16 protein-coding genes are annotated in these 16,395 nt (G+C 57.7%); 5 read left to right on the forward strand and 11 right to left on the reverse strand.

Features of this window, described 5'->3' with window-relative positions; all coding sequences use genetic code 11:
* Positions 1-89 precede the first annotated feature (89 nt).
* The 9 genes from hfq to dusB form a co-directional block, all read right to left on the reverse strand.
* Complete coding sequence (gene hfq / locus ACO6TG_RS00720; protein ID WP_173006241.1) at positions 90-347, reverse strand: RNA chaperone Hfq; 258 nt, start codon at positions 345-347, stop codon at positions 90-92.
* A gap of 186 nt (positions 348-533) precedes the next feature.
* Entirely contained in the window at positions 534-1,397 is an 864-nt protein-coding gene (locus tag ACO6TG_RS00725; protein ID WP_422376442.1) for a D-amino-acid transaminase, read from the reverse strand.
* Positions 1,398-1,499: 102 nt separating this feature from the next.
* Entirely contained in the window at positions 1,500-2,876 is a 1,377-nt protein-coding gene (gene trkA / locus ACO6TG_RS00730; protein ID WP_422376443.1) for a Trk system potassium transporter TrkA, read from the reverse strand.
* 53 nt (positions 2,877-2,929) lie between these two features.
* Positions 2,930-4,297 carry a sigma-54-dependent transcriptional regulator gene (locus ACO6TG_RS00735; protein WP_422376444.1) on the reverse strand — a complete coding sequence of 456 codons (1,368 nt, stop codon included), beginning with the start codon at positions 4,295-4,297 and terminating at the stop codon, positions 2,930-2,932.
* Entirely contained in the window at positions 4,287-6,551 is a 2,265-nt protein-coding gene (locus tag ACO6TG_RS00740; protein WP_422376445.1) for an ATP-binding protein, read from the reverse strand. The genes ACO6TG_RS00735 and ACO6TG_RS00740 overlap by 11 nt, the downstream gene beginning before the upstream one ends.
* Before the next feature lie 302 nt (positions 6,552-6,853).
* Positions 6,854-7,105, reverse strand: coding sequence for a hypothetical protein (locus tag ACO6TG_RS00745; protein ID WP_422376446.1), 252 nt, complete (start codon positions 7,103-7,105; stop codon positions 6,854-6,856).
* A 177-nt stretch (positions 7,106-7,282) separates the two neighbouring features.
* The gene (gene ntrC, locus ACO6TG_RS00750) at positions 7,283-8,722 is read right to left on the reverse strand and encodes a nitrogen regulation protein NR(I) (protein WP_422376447.1); all 1,440 of its coding nucleotides are present in this window, start codon (positions 8,720-8,722) and stop codon (positions 7,283-7,285) included.
* Positions 8,723-8,724: 2 nt separating this feature from the next.
* Positions 8,725-9,876, reverse strand: a complete 1,152-nt coding sequence (locus ACO6TG_RS00755) for a two-component system sensor histidine kinase NtrB (protein WP_422376448.1) — start codon at positions 9,874-9,876, stop codon at positions 8,725-8,727.
* The gene (gene dusB, locus ACO6TG_RS00760; RefSeq protein WP_422376449.1) at positions 9,873-10,880 is read right to left on the reverse strand and encodes a tRNA dihydrouridine synthase DusB; all 1,008 of its coding nucleotides are present in this window, start codon (positions 10,878-10,880) and stop codon (positions 9,873-9,875) included. Before dusB ends, ACO6TG_RS00755 begins: the two co-directional genes overlap by 4 nt.
* A gap of 328 nt (positions 10,881-11,208) precedes the next feature.
* Between dusB and ACO6TG_RS00765 the strand changes: the two genes are divergently transcribed.
* The 5 genes from ACO6TG_RS00765 to ACO6TG_RS00785 all read left to right on the forward strand — a co-directional run bounded on the left by ACO6TG_RS00765 (position 11,209) and on the right by ACO6TG_RS00785 (position 14,725).
* The gene (locus ACO6TG_RS00765) at positions 11,209-12,462 is read left to right on the forward strand and encodes a bifunctional 2-C-methyl-D-erythritol 4-phosphate cytidylyltransferase/2-C-methyl-D-erythritol 2,4-cyclodiphosphate synthase (RefSeq protein ID WP_422376450.1); all 1,254 of its coding nucleotides are present in this window, start codon (positions 11,209-11,211) and stop codon (positions 12,460-12,462) included.
* A 3-nt stretch (positions 12,463-12,465) separates the two neighbouring features.
* Positions 12,466-12,975, forward strand: coding sequence for a CinA family protein (locus ACO6TG_RS00770; protein WP_422376451.1), 510 nt, complete (start codon positions 12,466-12,468; stop codon positions 12,973-12,975).
* Between the two features lie 103 nt (positions 12,976-13,078).
* Positions 13,079-13,549: a hypothetical protein gene (locus tag ACO6TG_RS00775; protein WP_422376452.1), complete on the forward strand. Its 471-nt coding sequence runs from the start codon at positions 13,079-13,081 to the stop codon at positions 13,547-13,549.
* A gap of 164 nt (positions 13,550-13,713) precedes the next feature.
* Positions 13,714-14,187, forward strand: coding sequence for a hypothetical protein (locus ACO6TG_RS00780; RefSeq protein ID WP_422376453.1), 474 nt, complete (start codon positions 13,714-13,716; stop codon positions 14,185-14,187).
* Between the two features lie 103 nt (positions 14,188-14,290).
* The gene (locus tag ACO6TG_RS00785; protein ID WP_422376454.1) at positions 14,291-14,725 is read left to right on the forward strand and encodes a hypothetical protein; all 435 of its coding nucleotides are present in this window, start codon (positions 14,291-14,293) and stop codon (positions 14,723-14,725) included.
* Between the two features lie 211 nt (positions 14,726-14,936).
* On the opposite strand, the gene ACO6TG_RS00790 is transcribed toward ACO6TG_RS00785, so the two are convergent.
* On the reverse strand, positions 14,937-15,389 hold the full coding sequence (locus ACO6TG_RS00790; RefSeq protein ID WP_094070815.1) for a type II toxin-antitoxin system RatA family toxin: 453 nt from the start codon (positions 15,387-15,389) through the stop codon (positions 14,937-14,939).
* A 29-nt stretch (positions 15,390-15,418) separates the two neighbouring features.
* Complete coding sequence (gene lipA, locus ACO6TG_RS00795) at positions 15,419-16,393, reverse strand: lipoyl synthase (RefSeq protein WP_422376455.1); 975 nt, start codon at positions 16,391-16,393, stop codon at positions 15,419-15,421.
* Positions 16,394-16,395 lie beyond the last annotated feature (2 nt).

Below are 16,395 nucleotides of genomic sequence, written 5' to 3' on the forward strand. Positions count from 1 at the left end.
CCAGTGTCCTTCACTCTCAGCGATTTCTGCCCGGGTTCTTCCGTGCCGTTGGATTTAGAGAAATCGTCCGCGCGAGACTTCGGTTTCAATCAGCTTGCCTTTTCAGCGTTTTCCTCTGCCTGATCGAACAGTTGAACAGGTCCGTTTGGCATAATTGTGGAAATCGCGTGTTTGTAAACCAGCTGCGAGTGCCCGTCCCGGCGCAGCAAAACACAGAAATTGTCAAACCAGGTCACAACACCCTGCAATTTCACACCATTGATGAGAAAAATTGTCAGAGGAGTTTTTTGTTTGCGAACATGATTAAGAAAAGTGTCTTGGAGATTTTGTGCGCGCTCAGCCATCAGTCTTTTTATCCTATTTGCCCCGGATGCGGCCGAGCATCCGGCGTTTCAGCAGCTTAACGTCAAAAGCCTTTCTATTTCAAACACTAAGGTTTGACGTATTGTCTGCTTATTGTCTTGCCCACCAGTCGGGGCTGTCTGCCTCAGCCCGTCATTGTCTCGTTTTTTGGCCCAATAAGACCAATCGAATCATACCGCCTGCAAATCAGTAGCAGTATGGAACAGTTCGCGCAATCGCGTTGCGACTGAACCGGGATGGCCATTGCCGATCATTTTGCCATCAACACGTGTCACCGGCATCACGACACTGGTCGCAGCCGTGACAAAGGCTTCCTTTGCATCAAAAGCCTCTTCAAGACTAAAAGGCCTTTCTTCGAAGGCCAGCCCTTCCTTTTGTATTAGGTCAAGAACGACGGCACGCGTAATCCCGCGCAAGATACCACTTTCGGCCGGACGCGTGACGAGAGCCCCATCCTTGGTGACAATCCAGGCATTTGTAGACCCGCCTTCGGTGACATTGCCATCTGCATCCACATACCAGGCTTCCTTGCCACCGTTCTCCTTTGCATTCTGCTTGGCCAGCACATTCGGCAGCAGAGCAACGGTCTTGATGTCGACGCGCGGCCACCGGTTTTCCGGATAGCTCACCACGGCAATCCCTTCGGCCGCCTGTGCGGCAGCAGCTGCTGGATTGGCGGAGCGCGCCGTCACCACGATCGAAGGCGCAACAGTTTCCGGCGGAAAAAAGTGATCACGCTTGGAAACGCCACGCGTTACCTGAATATAGACGAGCCCGTTGCGCACGCGGTTCCGGCGCACGACCTGATGCAGGACAAACTCGACGGACTTGCGGGTCATCGGCCAGTCGATGCGCAACTCGGAGAGCGAGCGACCAAGCCGGTCCAGATGCCGCGGAATGTCGACGATCTTTCCCTGCCAGACTTCACAGACCTCATAGACACCATCGGCAAACTGATAACCGCGGTCTTCCACGTGCACCGCCGCATCGGCATGGCGCACATACTGGCCGTTGACATAGGCGATCCGGCTCATGTGTCCTCCAGAACGAGCGGTTCGATCTGAACCGATTGGTATTTTTGGAAGTTTTGACCTTTCGGTCAGGCAAATGCAAGAACTGAAGACGTGCGCAATGCCTTAAAAGAAGTCAAGACTGACACGGAACATCTGTTCGACCTGCCGCACGCGGTTGGCGACCGCAAAAATCACGATCCTGTCCTGTGCCTGGATCTGGAGATCGCCATTGGGTGTGAGCACCTCGCCGCCACGGAACACCGCGCCAACCCTGATCCCGGATGGCAGGTCGATCACCCTGAGGGGCTTGCCGACCAGAGGCGATGTATCCAGCGCTTCTGCTTCCACGATTTCAGCAGCACCGTTTTGCAGCGAATGAACGCCACGGATACGCCCCCTGCGCACATGCTGCAGGATCCTGGAAATGGTCACGGCGCGGGGGTTGATGAAGGCATCGATGCCGAGCGCGTTGGCAAAGGCGGGATAACTCGGATTGTTCAGAAGCGAAAGCGAGCGCCTGCAGCCAAGCTTCTTGGCCATGACCGAGGACAGGATGTTGACCTCGTCTTCGTTGGTCAGCGCCACCATCGTGTCCGCATCGTCTGCATCCGCCTCGTCCAGAATGGTCTGGTCCAGCGCACTGCCATGCAGGATCACCGAGCGCTTCAGGTCATCGGCAACGGCCATGGCGCGCTCGCGAGAGGCCTCGATCAGTTTGATCTTGGTACCTGTCTGACGTTGTTCCAGAGCCTTTGCGACATAGAGCCCGATATTGCCGCCGCCCGCAATGATAACGCGAGCCGCCTCCGGTTCCTCGTGACCGAAGATGCTCAGGGTCCGGCGCACCTGATCCCGGCGGGCGACCACATAGGCCAGATCGCCGGTCAGGATGGAGTCGCTGCTCTTGGGCACGAACAGCTTGTTGTTACGATAAAGACCGACAACAACGGCCCCGAGATCCGGAAAGAGCTCAGTCAGCTGGCGCAGAGGCGTATCGACAACCGGGCAGTCCTCTTCGCACATGATCCCGACAACAACGACCTGATCATCCGCAAAGCGAACCGTTTCGACCGCGCCCGGCAAGGCCAGACGGCGAAGCACCATTTCCCCGACTTCGATTTCCGGCGAAATGATCACGTCGATCGGCATGTTGTCGCGTGAAAACAGGTTGCGCCAACGACCTTGCAGATAGGATTGCGCACGTACGCGAGCGACCTTGGTGGGCACATTGAACAGGGAATGCGCCACCTGGCACGCGACCATGTTGACCTCGTCATAGAGCGTCACGGCCACGATCATGTCCGCCTCTTCCGCGCCGGCCTGCGCCAGAATATCGGGATGAGCGCCATGACCGACAAAGCCGCGCACATCCAGCTGGTCGCCAATGGCGTTGATCAGCTGGGGCGAGGAATCGATCACCGAGACGTCGTTTTGTTCCGCGGCCAGACGCTCGGCAATGCCGTAGCCCACCTGTCCCGCGCCACAAATCACGATTTTCATGGAAAGATCCCTTTCCCGGTCAGCCCGTTGTCACAATACACAAGCACAAGCCCTCAAGTCATGCCGAGGGTTTTCAGCTTCCGGTGCAATGCAGATCGTTCCATACCGACAAATTCGGCCGTGCGCGAGATGTTCCCGTCGAAACGCTTGATCTGGGCCTGCAGATATTCACGCTCAAAAATTTCCCGCGCCTCGCGAAGCGGCACGGACATCAGGTGCTCACCGGTGCCCGAACTCGGCAAATTCGGCAAGGTTTCGCCTATTTCCGCCGGCAACAGGTCGGCCGTGATGGTGCTGTCCGGCTCGCCCCGGCTCAGGATCATCAGACGTTCGACGTTGTTGCGCAGCTGGCGCACATTGCCCGGCCAGTCATGGGTCTGCAGCACCGCCATGGCATCGTCGCCGATCGGCCGCAGCGGGATGCCGGACGCGGTCGAAATCTGATCCATGAAGTGATGGACAAGAACCGGAATGTCTTCCCGGCGCTCGGCAAGGCCCGGAACCCGAAGCGGCACCACGCTCAGGCGATGATAGAGATCCTGCCGGAACAACCCGGACGCAATATGCTCTTCGAGGTTTTTCGAGGTGGAGGACAGGATGCGGATATCAACCTGCACCTTCTGTGTCCCTCCAACGCGCGAAAAGCTCTGTTCAACCAGAACCCGAAGGATCTTGCCCTGCGTTTCTGCCGGCATGTCGGCGACTTCGTCCAGATAAAGCGTACCGCTATGCGCTTCTTCCAGCGCTCCGACTTTCCTTAGGTTTCCGTTTTCGTCTTCAATGCCGAACAGCTCTTCTTCCATACGCGCCGGCGTGATGGTCGCGGCATTCAGGACGACAAACGGGCTCTTGTGGCGCGGCGACTGATCATGGATCATGCGGGCCGCCTGTTCCTTGCCGGCCCCTGACGGTCCAACGATCAGAATGCGGCTGTTGGTGCCGGAGATCTTCTGAATGGTCTGTCGCAGATTATGGGCTGCCGAGGAGTTGCCGATGATCTCGTTGCTGTCGCCGCTGCGTTGCTTCAGATCACGGATTTCCCGCTTCAGGCTGGAAGCCTCCAGGGCACGCTCGACGATATGGATGAGCCGGTCCGCCTTGAACGGCTTCTCGATATAATCATACGCACCGCGTTTGATGGCCGAAACCGCCGTTTCAATGTTGCCGTGACCGGAAATGATCACAATCGGCATATCCGGATCGGTTTCCTTGAAAAGGTCCAGGAGTGCCAGACCGTCCAGGCGGCTGCCCATGAGCCAGATGTCGAGAATGACAAGCGACGGTTTGCGTTCCTTGACCGCAGCAACGGCGCTGTCTGAATCATGCGCGGTACGTGTTCCATACCCGTCATCGTCCAGAATGCCCGCGATCATCTCGCGAATATCGGTTTCGTCGTCAACGACTAGAATATCATGCGCCATGGGCAGTCACTGCTTGGTTTTGCGGTTCGGTGTCCTGGTCAACATCGGCATGAACAGCCATTGTCAGTCGAACCAGGGTTCCCGTGTCGTCAGGGTTGTTTTTCGGGGCGTCGAGCAATTCAATGCCGCCGCCATGGTCTTCCAGAATCTTGCGGACAATAGCGAGGCCGAGGCCGGTCCCCTTTTCCCGCGTGGTCATGTATGGCTCCAGAAGCCGAGCCCGGTTTTCCTCGGGCAGACCGATGCCATTGTCAATAACATCAATAACAATTCTGTCCGAACCGTCGGTGTCGTCTGATTGAAGCCGAACCTCGACCTTGCCCTTGGGCACGTCTTCACCGGTCCGGGCGCCAACGGCTTCCGTTGCATTCTTGACCACATTGGTCAGAGCCTGCCCCACCAGACGCGCATCGAAGACAGCCGGAACGGCGTCAGGCGGGACATCCACCGTGACACTGATGTCGGGATTGGCAACGGACTGCATGAATGCGGCATCGCGGACCACTTCACGCATGTCGCCGCTCACTTTCTTCGGCTTGCGCATTCGGGCAAAGGAAGAAAACTCATCGACCATCTGACCGATATCGCCCACCTGGCGAACAATCGTGTCAATGCACTGGTCGAAAACCTGGCGGTCATCCTCGACCTTCTTGCCGTAGCGGCGGCGTATCCGCTCGGCCGACAGCTGAATCGGCGTCAACGGGTTCTTGATCTCATGGGCAATACGGCGGGCGACATCGGCCCAGGCAGAATTGCGCTGTGCGGATACCAGATCCGTGATGTCGTCCAGCGTGACAACAAAGCCCTGCTCCCGCCGGGTGGATTGCTCACGGGTGATGCGGACGTTGATCGTACGCAACCGTCCACCACGCGTGATTTCAATCTGGGTTTCAGGCAGCCGCTCATTGTCATTTGCCTGAGCATCGGCGACACAGTCGCTCAATTCTGGCACCACCTCGTCAAGCGGCTTGTTCAGGATCTGAACTTCGTCTAGCTGCAACAGCTCGAGTGCAGATCGGTTCACCAGCATGATAGAGGCTTCATCGTCAACACTGATCACGCCGGTCGAGACACCCGACAGAACCGCCTCATTGAACCGACGCCTACGATCAATCTGTTCGTTTGCTGCCAGCAGAGCGTCTCGCTGGCCCAGCAGCTGCCCGGTCATCTTGTTGAAAGTCTCACCGAGATTGGCCAGATCGCCACCCGACCTTTCGGTCCGTACTTTAACGCCGAGATTGCCTTTCGCAACTTCATCCGCTGCCGAGATCAAGGCCCTGATCGGCGACACCAGCCGATTGGCGAACCCAAACCCGATCCAGATGGCGGAAAGAAGCAGGACCAGCGCGACGCCGAGATAGACAAGCGCGAAGGCGAACTGCACACCGAAACGGCTGTTTTCCATCTGCTGGTATTGTAATGCACCGTCTTCGGCCAGACGCAGATATTCCAGAACGCGGCGGTCCGTCGCGCGTACGGCATAAAGGTAGAAATTGTCATAGGCCGACAGTTTCATAATACCGCCAACCAGATTGGACGTACCCGGCGCAATCAGGATCGGATCACCCGACTTGGCTCTGAAGAAACTGTCCGCCGGCGGCAAGGGAACTTCAATCGCCGGATCCAGAATGACCCGCGTGACCACTTCACCGCTGTCGTTCAGGATATAGGCCGCCAGAATGCCGCGCAGCGACACCTGGGCGGCAAAAAACTGATCGAAACGCGTGGGCTCGAACTCGTAAACCGCCTTTGCCCGGTCGATATCGTTCGACATGGCGATGAGGTCGCCGCGCAACACCCTGGCGTGTTCCTGCAGATAGGCCTGCGCCACCGTCAGCGCGTTGTCGATGATCTGCCGCGTCCGGTCCTCGAACCACCTGTCCAGACCACGGTCCAGCGTCACCGCCGCCAGAATGGCCATTAGAACGGCGGGCACCGCAGCAACCACACTGAAAAGCGCAACAACCCGCACATGAAGGCGCGCTGCCGCCCTCCCGCGCTGACGTGCCTGCCAGAGCTTGAGGATCTCGAAGGAGATGACACCGAGCAGGATAGCAGCGAGACCACCATTGATGGCCATCGCTGTCATGATGACTTCGCTGGTCGGATCGATAGACGTCAGCCCCATCAGAATGGTAAAAGTCACACCGATGGACACCAGTGCCACCACCATGATGGCAAGCCCCATCCGGCGCCAGATCTTTCCAGCTGCGCTGGATGGCGCGACTGTCTGTTGTTCAGCTTCCAGTATCATTCGGCCTCAAACGCCCAGAATCCGCGAAATCGTGCGGGCTCATTACCTGTTTGCGGCAAACTTATCACACATTGTTGCGAAATTGAGACAGAGGAAGCGCAGCGCTGAAAAAATGCGGTGGATGAGCGCAAAAGCGGATCGGAACAAGCCTCTTTCCATTGGTCTTCAGCGAGCGTTTCACCCGGTGCTGGGACTGGTAAATCAAACCGTTTAGGCAGCTTCCTTCCAGATCTCCCAGCAAGTTAATCAGCCGATCAAAGCTGCCAACCGTTGTGAAAAGGATAAACCTCAAAGCGACCGGATCATCTAGTTCTGACCAGGGAACTCAGGAACCATCCGGCATGAATCAAAATGGCGGCAACTATGGGCGCCACAAAAAAGGAAGCTACCGAAAAGATGACATGAACCAGCCCGAAGGCATTCACTTCACTTGCGTCCTTTGCCCAGAATGGCAGAAAAGCCAAATAAAAATAAATAGCTGTGAAAGGGAGAGTGAAAACCGACAGAACAAGGTGGAGAGTCCGCATTTCGAGCGGCTTGATGAGGTAGTTCATTAGAACACCCAATCCGATCAATAGAACGGAAGCGACTTGCACACCATGAAATATCCAGAAAACGCCCAAACCTCAAAACGCCCGTGATGACAATCACCACCTAAAGAGTGCATACCAAACCTTTGTGCAATCTTAACCTGCAGTCACAAACGCAACATCTATTCGCGTAACAAGCTGTTATCTGCTCAACCGCATCACCTGGACATCCAGATCTCGGATCTTCTTGCGCAGCGTGTTGCGGTTCACCCCCAGAAGCTCGGCCGCCTTGATCTGGTTGCCGCGGGTCGCCGCCAGCGCCGCGCTGATCAACGGATATTCGACCTCGCGCAGGATGCGGTGATAGAGGCCTGGAGGTGGCAAGGCTTCGCCAAACGTGTCGAAGTAACCGGCCAGATAGCGTTCGACCGAGTTGCCCAGATTGATATTTTCCGAAGCTTCCTCCTCCATCTGGGAGACTGTCGGCTGACTAAGCTCCTGTTCCAGCAGGACTTCACTGATGACGTCCTGCGGATAGAGCGCAGCCAGTCTTCTCACCAGGTTTTCCAGCTCGCGCACGTTGCCAGGCCACCGGTAGCGCCGCAGCAGGTTCAACGCGCCCTGGTCGATCTGCTTGGCCGGAAGACCTTCCTTTTCCACCAGGGAAAAGAAATGCCGGACCAGATCCGGAATGTCCTCGACGCGCTCGCGCAGCGGTGGCAACCGGATCGGCACGACATTCAGACGGAAATAGAGGTCTTCACGGAAAAGGCCCTGGTTGATCAGGTGCCTGAGGTCCTTGTTGGTTGCAGCGATGATCCGGACATCGGTCTTGATCGGCGTGCGGCCGCCAACAGTGGTATATTCCCCCTGCTGCAGCACACGCAGCAAGCGGGTCTGGGCCTCCATGGGCATGTCGCCGATTTCATCTAGAAACAGCGTGCCGCCGTCGGCCTGTTCAAAGCGGCCTGAACTGCGGTTCTGTGCGCCGGTAAACGCCCCCTTCTCGTGGCCGAACAACTCCGCCTCGATCAGGTCCCGGGGAATGGCCGCCATGTTGATGGCAACAAACGGCCCGTTGCGGCGCTTGCCATAGTCATGCAGGGCACGGGCAACGAGTTCCTTGCCCGTTCCCGACTCGCCATTGATCATGACTGTGAGATCGGTCTGCATAAGCCGCGCCAGAACCCGGTAGATCTCCTGCATGGCGGGAGACCGCCCGACAAGTGGCATGCCTTCGCCGGTATCTTCGAGGTCGACGGCGGGTTTTCTCTTCGGCTCTTCCAGCGCCCGCTGCACGATGCTGGTCAGTTCTTTCAGGTCAAAGGGCTTTGGAAGATATTCGTATGCGCCCTTTTCGGACGCCTTGATCGCAGTCATGAACGTGTTCTGTGCGCTCATCACCAGAACCGGCAATTCCGGCCGCATTTTCTTCATGCGCGGCAGCACGTCGAAAATATTTTCATCGGGCATCACCACGTCCGTAATCACCAGGTCGCCGTCGCCGGAGGACACCCACCGCCACAGGGTCGAGGCGTTGGACGTCAGCCGGACGGTATAACCGGCACGGGACAGGGCCTGATTGAGGACCGTGCGGATAGCCGCATCATCATCAGCAACTAAAATCGTGCCGCTTGGCATGGTCAGTTTGTTCCCTTGCTGGACGGGGTCGGCAACGCTTCCCCCTCACCTGTAAATGCGGGCATCAGGATCCGGAAAACGGTTTTGTGGCGCTGGCTGTCACATTCAATGACGCCGCCATGATCACCAATGATCTTGGCGACTAGCGCCAGGCCCAGACCGGATCCGTTGGTCTTGGTCGAGATGAAAGGCTCGAAGAGATGCGGCAGGAGATCGTCCGGCACGCCCGGACCATTGTCCTGCACGCAGAATTCAAGAGGCAGGCTGACCTTGTCATCGGTGCCAGGCACCGACAGACGCACGCCGGGGCGGAAGGCTGTTGACACCTTGATCTCACCGTCCGGGTCATCACCAATGGCCTCGCAGGCGTTCTTGATGAGATTCAGGAAGACCTGGATCAGCTGATCCTTGTTGGCAAACACGGCCGGCAGCGATGGGTCATAGACCTCGATAATACGCTTATCGCGCGCAAAACCTGAATCGGCCAGCCTCTTCACATGGTCCAGAACGATATGGATGTTGACCGGCTCGCGTTCGATCGGTCGCTCGTCCGAGAAGACTTCCATCCGGTCGACCAGTTTCACGATCCTGTCGGTCTCGTCCATGATCAATCGCGTCAACGCCCGGTCTTCGGCAGGCACCGACTGCTCAATCAGCTGAGCGGCTCCTCGTATGCCCGACAGCGGGTTCTTGATCTCATGCGCCAGCATCGCCGCAAGTCCCGTCACGGTGCGCGCCGCACCCCTGGAGGTCAGCTGACGGTCAATTTTTTCCGCCATGGTGCGCTCCTGGAACATCAGAACAACAGCGCCGGGCCGGTCTGACACAGGCGCGGCATTGATATCGACAACCTTGGGGGCACCGATGCGCGGAGACCCGATATCGACCTTGTATTCATTGACCGGCGCAGCCCGTTCGCGCACCTGATCGATCAGGGTCAGCAACGGGCTGCCAAAGGGAACAAAGTCGCTGATCGGATGACGCCGAAGCACCGATACGCTGGAGCGCATGAAAATCTCGGCTGCCATATTCGCCGATTCAATCACGCCATCTGGTGCCACGAGCAGCACGGGATGGGGAAGCGCGTCCAGAATGATAGGCCCATCGCTGGCAAGAGCGGCCGTCCGGCCGGAAGGAGACGCAAGATCCGTCAAGCTGCAGTCCGTTCGTTTGTAATGGGGAACCACTCGTTCACCAGCCGGATCACGTCTGCCGGCTGCTTCGAGGTCATCAGGGTCTGTCGTATTACAGCCGGGATATGATTATCCCCGGCCGACTGGGCAATATCGAGATACCAGCCGAGATGTTTACGCGCGATCCGCAAGCCGCCCTCCTGGCCATAGTGGCTCAACAGAGCCTCGTAATGCTCGATCACCAGATCGGCCAACTTCCGACCACCAGGTTCTGCGAGACGCTCACCCGTTGCCAGAAAATGGCCGACATGGCCCGGCAGCCAGGGCCGGCCATAGGCTCCTCGTCCGATCATGACCCCGTCAGCCCCCGATTGCTCGAGCATGGTCAACGCGTCGTCAAATCCCTTGCAGTCACCATTGGCGATCAGCGGCACCGAAATAGCGTCCTTGACTGCCGCTATCGCTTGCCAGTCCGCCCTGCCCTTGTAGAACTGACAGCGGGTACGGCCATGCACGGTTATGAGTTGAATACCTGCCGCCTCAGCCCGGCGCGCAAGCTCCGGAGCATTGATGGATTTGTCGTCCCAACCAAGGCGCATCTTGAGGGTAACCGGCAGATCGACAGCTTCGACAGTGGCCTCGATCAGCGTAAGCGCATGGTCAAGATCGCGCATCAGCGCGGAACCGGAATAGCCGGACGTGACCTTTTTGGCGGGGCATCCCATGTTGATATCAATGACGTCAGCGCCCAGACCGGAAATAACCTTCGCAGCCTCACCCATCCAACGGGCTTCGCGTCCTGCAAGTTGCACCACGTGCAGGCCATTTTCTTGAGCCTCGGCACGCATCTGCGTTTCGGCATCGCCTCGCACAAAGGATTCGCTGGCAACCATTTCGCTGACGACCATGCCGGCGCCAAATCGCGCCGCCAGTTTGCGAAACGGCAGATCGGACACTCCGGACATCGGAGCCAGCACAGCCAGATTTGGCAATTTGTGCCGGCCTATTGACAGTGACTTGGTCATCAGGGGTTCAAAGTCTCTACTTTGCTTAATGACTGTGCATTTTCTGATTTGCCTATATAGTAGACAATTATCGCATTGCAACAAGTCAAAAATTTCGGTTCAAACAAGTTCTTCAGGTTGGCGGTTCGACAAAACGCTCGGGAAGTGTCAGCTCATCCTCTGAAACCAAAGCGGCTCTCGAAGGCAGACGGTCGCCGAGCGACCCTCAGTTTCGGAACCGTGACGGGCAAATATGTGTTTCCAGTGTGGTTTTCGGGTCTGAAATACGCTACGGCGAAGGCTGCCTTTTAGCGGCGACTTTCAGATCCACCATCCTAGGAGACCGCATATGACAAATCCCGCTGCTGCTTTGATTGTTGCGGCAGGCCGCGGAACACGCCTGGCGGATCCAAACGATACACGTCCCAAGCAATATCGTGACCTAGCCGGCCAACCGGTGCTGACACATACACTGAATGCGCTCGGGAATCACCCGCGGATTTCCCGTCTGCTTACGGTGATACACCCGGACGACACAGTACTTTACGACGAGGCTGTCGCTGAACTGCCTGCAGCCATCAGAGTCAAACTTGAGCCCGCAGTTGCCGGTGGCGCAACCAGGCAGAATTCTGTTCATGCCGGTCTGCAGGCCCTGGCGAATACAGACTGCGGCCATGTTCTCATTCACGATGCCGCACGCCCTTTCGTGACAACGGAGGTTTTGGACAAGCTCCTTGATGCATTGGACGAAGGCGCTCACGGCGTTCTGGCTGCGGTCCCGGTTTCGGACACGCTCAAACGGGTCGACACCAACCGGGTCTCTGCCGAGACAGTCGACCGGACAGGGCTATGGGCAGCTCAAACCCCGCAGGCTTTTGAGCTGGACAAAATCCTCTCCGCACACACCAGGGCAGCTGCAGCCGGGCGAGACGACTTCACCGATGACACGGGACTTGCGGAATGGGCCTCAATGTCCATTGTGATAAGCGACGGTGACCCGGCCAACTTCAAGATCACCACGTCTGCGGACCTGAAACGTGCAGAAACGCTGGCAAGGACAGGCGTCATGAGCGATACGACCAACACGCCCCGCCCCCTGGCGGATCTGACCGATATCCGGACCGGCATCGGCTATGATGTTCATGCGTTCGAAGACGGCACAGGCGTGGTGTTGGGCGGGATCGAAATTCCGCACTACAGGAAGCTGAAAGGGCATTCGGACGCAGACGTCGTGCTGCACGCAATCACCGATGCGACACTCGGCGCAATCGGCGACGGCGATATCGGACAGCATTTTCCGCCAAGCGATCCGAAATGGAAAGGCGCAGCCTCCGACCAGTTTCAGCTGGACGCCATACGCCGGGTCGCGGCCCTTGGCGGGCGGCTTGCGCATATCGACGTGACCGTAATCTGCGAGGAGCCCAAGATCGGACCGCATCGCGAGGCAGTGCGCAACTCGATCGCAGAGATCTGCGCCATTCCGGTTTCCCGGGTATCCGTGAAGGCAACGACATCGGAAAAACTCGGCTTTACCGGCCGCCGCGAGGGCATTGCCGCCGTTGCCGCCGTCACCGTCCGCCTGCCCTTTGACGAGGAAGCCTGACTGATGACCGAAACCTCACCACACAGCCTCGAAGATCTGGCTCCCATTGCAGAGAAGGTTCTTGATGCCCTCAAGGCGAAGAACATGATGGTGGCAACCGCCGAATCCTGTACCGGCGGCCTCATCTGCGGCGCGCTGACCGAAATTGCGGGATCTTCCGCCGCTGTTGACCGCGGCTTCGTCACCTATTCCAACGAAGCCAAGACCGAAATGCTCGGCGTGCCGGATGAACTGATTGCGAAGGTCGGCGCGGTCAGCAAGGAAGTGGCCATTGCAATGGCGGAAGGCGCCGTGACACGTTCCAACGCTGATGTTGCGGTCTCCGTAACAGGCATCGCCGGCCCCGGTGGCGGCAGCGAGGCAAAACCTGTGGGCACCGTCCATCTGGCGGTGGCCCGCAAAGGCAGACCGACCGAACACCTGCATTGCTGGTTCGCGGACCAGGGACGCCGCTCGATCCGTCTGGCCACCGTACAAACTGCACTAATTTCAATATTAAATGCAGTTTCTTGAGTAAACCGTCATTAAGGCTCCAGAGAGAACGCGCTGGTTTCCGCTTTGGGAACATCTATAGTCAGCATTGTTGACCTATAGGGAATTCCAGACAGAAATCATCATGCTGAAACACGTGATCCTCCTTGCTGCCGTCCTGCTCGGCACAGCTGGTGCTGCCAAAGCCGACGCCGTGCCGAAACCTGGCGACTTCTATCTGATTTCCCGCGATCGAAGCGGCCTTTTCGTGGGCAGTCACAAACTCTTCCAGGACTTTTCCAAGGGCCTCAAACAGGTCGCCTATTGCCGGCGTGACTATTTTGTCCGCAGCCACACCGTGGCCTGGACCCAACTGGAAACCGAACTCGGACACACAGTCCGCATCGAATACAATTTTGGCCGCGGGTGGCGCCCGATCTGCGACCATCCGGAGCGGCAGGTCACCCTTGAGGATATCGGCATCAATGAAAGTCCGCGCGACGTGCTTGCCGGTGAAGCCGACGGCGAACAGGGAAAGAGCCGCCTGTCGGCTATCGGCGCCGTGTTCCAGGCGCGCAGCTCGGGTGAGACAAACGGCACATTTCACACGAGATAACCCAATCGAATAGTTTCATCGCGCTGAAAACCATCGCGGCGAAAACTCGTTAAAGTTTTAATAAAAACCGCAAGCCAGTGAAAACGGGTTGGAGAGGCCGATCCGTTAGGGTGTTCCTGGCAGGTTACAACTCGCGAAATGAGTTCGCGATTCAGGAAATGGATATGTCAGTCCAGAAAACACTTCTTGCAGCAGGCGCGTTCTGCCTGGCAGGTACCATGGCTCACGCGGGCAATGAAATCCCCGTGGCCGGAGACACTCATATCATTTCCCGCGACGGTCAGAATTTCCGGGGATCGCACCGTATCTACAACAGGATGTCCGACGGACTGATCGAAGTGCAATATTGCGGCCGGTCCTATTGGGTCCGCTATGCAACGGTCGCCTGGACCCAGCTCGAAGTGCAGCAAAACTACGTCGTCCGGGTGGAATATAACTGGGGCAAGGGCTGGCGCCCGATCTGTGACCATCCTGAGGAGCAGGTCACGCTCAAGGACCTGGGTGTTGATGAGGACCCGCGCGTCGTCGTGCAAAACGACGGTGCCTCCGTTCGCAGGGTCAATCGGTTTGCCGTCATCCGCGAAGCCTTCCGGCCCGGCGATGGCGACAAGGCCGCAAAGTCCTACCACGGTAACTGAGTATCTGTCGGCAAGGCCCACTTGGTAAGGCTCGGGTAAGTGGGAAGCAGTAATATCTGGATTGAAAGGGGTCACGGGGCGGTACTGAAAAGGGAAACCTGACATGAAGCGCTTGTTTGCGTTCCTAGCAGTTCTGGCAGTTGGCGGTCTTGTTCCCGCCGGAACAGCGCTGGCACAGGGTGATTTCTACATCCGTTCCCAGTATTCCAACGGCACCTTCACCGGCTTCCATGAAATCCTGACCAAACCGAAGGAAGGCTACCATCAGGCCCGTTATTGTGAGCGCACCTTCTGGGTCTCCTCCACCACTGTTGTCTGGACGGAAGAAGAAGCCGCAGCCGGGCGCAAACTGATCGTGGAAGAAAACCTTGGCAGCAATCGCAGGACCGTCTGCGCCGACTACGGCTCGTTTGCAACCCTGGACGATCTTGGCCTGAAGAAGCGCGAAGTCGAGCAGATCCGGAACAGAAACGAGCCTCTCGACATGAAGTCCAGCCGCATCCGCGTCATCCGGGATGCCTTCAAGCAGTTCAAGTAATGTCTTGCATTCTGCATTGATGGGAGCTGACCAACACACCCTCCTCAAGCAGCACACCATGCCTGGGAAACACGGCGACACAGTTTTAGAGGATCGGTGACACCTGCCAGAGCAACCGGCCCATCTTTCAGGACACGCACAAGTGCGCTCTTCAGGATGAGGGCGTTTTTCAGGTGACTTTCCGGTTTTCGATCAGACGCAGGTTACCGCTCTACGCCCCGTAAACCTCATCCGCACGCGCTTCGAACGCGCTGGAAAACTTCCGGAACGCCTTGTCGAACATGACGCCCATCAGCGAGCCCAGGGTGCGGCTGCGAAACTCGTAGGAAATATAGAAGCCAACGGTACTGGCGCCTTCTCCCACATCCTCGAAAGTCCATTTATTCTCGAGATGCTTGAAGGGGCCATCCAGATACTCGACGAGGATGGTGCGTTCGTCAGGACGCAACTCGACCCGGCTGGTGAAGGTTTCCTTGAACAGTTTGTAGGCAACGGTCATGTCAGCGACGAGAACCGACCGCCCATCCGCAAGTTCCTTGCGCCCGCGCACATGCAGCCCCTGGCACAACGGCACGAATTCCGGATAGCGCTCCACATCGGCAACCAGGCGGAACATGTCGTCCGCCGCGTGATTGACTTTGTGACTGGAGGTAAAACTGGGCATCGTGTCGAAGTGTCCAGATCGTGTCTTTGTCAGTGGCCAAGCTTGGCCTTGCGGGCCGCTCTGAGCTCGGCAAAGTCCTCACCCGCATGATGCGAGGACCTGGTCAGCGGACTGGCGGACACTTTCAGGAAGCCCTTCGCGTAAGCGATGCGCTCATAGCCCTTGAACTGCTCCGGTGTCACGAAGTCGATCACCGGGTGGTGTTTCTTGGACGGCTGCAGATATTGCCCGATGGTCATGAAATCGACATCGGCGGCCCGAAGATCGTCCATCAGCTGCAGCACTTCATTCCTGACCTCTCCAAGCCCGACCATGATACCGGACTTGGTGAACATCTCCGGATCAAGTTCCTTCACTTTCTGAAGAAGCCGTATGGAGTGGAAATAGCGCGCGCCCGGACGTACCTTCAGGTACTTGGAGGGAACGGTTTCCAGATTGTGGTTGAAGACGTCCGGCCGCGCCTCGACAACGATCTCCAGGGCCCCATCCTTGCGCAGGAAATCAGGTGTCAGAACTTCGACCGTTGTAGTCGGAGAAGCCTTGCGGATCGCCTGGATCACATTCGCAAAATGAGTTGCTCCGCCATCGTCGAGATCGTCCCGGTCGACGGAGGTGATGACGACATGCTCAAGACCCATGGCGGCCACGGCATCGGCGACACCCTGCGGTTCCTTCGGGTCGACTGGGCCCGGCATGCCCGTTCGCACATTGCAGAAGGCGCAGGCCCGCGTGCAGGTGTCACCCAGGATCATGAAACTGGCATGTTTTTTCGACCAGCACTCGCCGATGTTCGGGCAGCCAGCCTCTTCGCAGACCGTGACGAGATTATTGTCCCGGACAATGCCCTTGGTCTCGCGATAGACCGGCGACGTCGGCGCCTTGACGCGGATCCATTTCGGCTTGCGTTGCACCGGATTGTCGGGGCGATGCGCCTTTTCCGGATGGCGTGGGCGCGAGTCAGCAGATTGCTGCGGGCGATTGAGCGTGTCGACGATCGTAACCATGG

It is taken from the genome of Roseibium sp., from assembly GCF_965233565.1.
Classification (GTDB): Bacteria; Pseudomonadota; Alphaproteobacteria; order Rhizobiales; family Stappiaceae; genus Roseibium.

Bases quoted from the DNA above. Each gene is read 5' to 3' on its own strand.
- lipA (WP_422376455.1), bottom strand. From the start codon at position 16,393: ATGGTTACGATCGTCGACACGCTCAATCGCCCGCAGCAATCTGCTGAC.
- ACO6TG_RS00725 (WP_422376442.1), bottom strand. From the start codon at position 1,397: ATGAGCCGGATCGCCTATGTCAACGGCCAGTATGTGCGCCATGCCGAT.
- ACO6TG_RS00735 (WP_422376444.1), bottom strand. From the start codon at position 4,297: ATGGCGCATGATATTCTAGTCGTTGACGACGAAACCGATATTCGCGAG.
- ACO6TG_RS00780 (WP_422376453.1), top strand. From the start codon at position 13,714: ATGTCAGTCCAGAAAACACTTCTTGCAGCAGGCGCGTTCTGCCTGGCA.
- ACO6TG_RS00775 (WP_422376452.1), top strand. From the start codon at position 13,079: ATGCTGAAACACGTGATCCTCCTTGCTGCCGTCCTGCTCGGCACAGCT.
- ACO6TG_RS00765 (WP_422376450.1), top strand. From the start codon at position 11,209: ATGACAAATCCCGCTGCTGCTTTGATTGTTGCGGCAGGCCGCGGAACA.
- ACO6TG_RS00790 (WP_094070815.1), bottom strand. From the start codon at position 15,389: ATGCCCAGTTTTACCTCCAGTCACAAAGTCAATCACGCGGCGGACGAC.
- trkA (WP_422376443.1), bottom strand. From the start codon at position 2,876: ATGAAAATCGTGATTTGTGGCGCGGGACAGGTGGGCTACGGCATTGCC.
- dusB (WP_422376449.1), bottom strand. From the start codon at position 10,880: ATGACCAAGTCACTGTCAATAGGCCGGCACAAATTGCCAAATCTGGCT.
- ACO6TG_RS00740 (WP_422376445.1), bottom strand. From the start codon at position 6,551: ATGATACTGGAAGCTGAACAACAGACAGTCGCGCCATCCAGCGCAGCT.
- ACO6TG_RS00745 (WP_422376446.1), bottom strand. From the start codon at position 7,105: ATGAACTACCTCATCAAGCCGCTCGAAATGCGGACTCTCCACCTTGTT.
- ACO6TG_RS00770 (WP_422376451.1), top strand. From the start codon at position 12,466: ATGACCGAAACCTCACCACACAGCCTCGAAGATCTGGCTCCCATTGCA.
- ACO6TG_RS00785 (WP_422376454.1), top strand. From the start codon at position 14,291: ATGAAGCGCTTGTTTGCGTTCCTAGCAGTTCTGGCAGTTGGCGGTCTT.
- ntrC (WP_422376447.1), bottom strand. From the start codon at position 8,722: ATGCCAAGCGGCACGATTTTAGTTGCTGATGATGATGCGGCTATCCGC.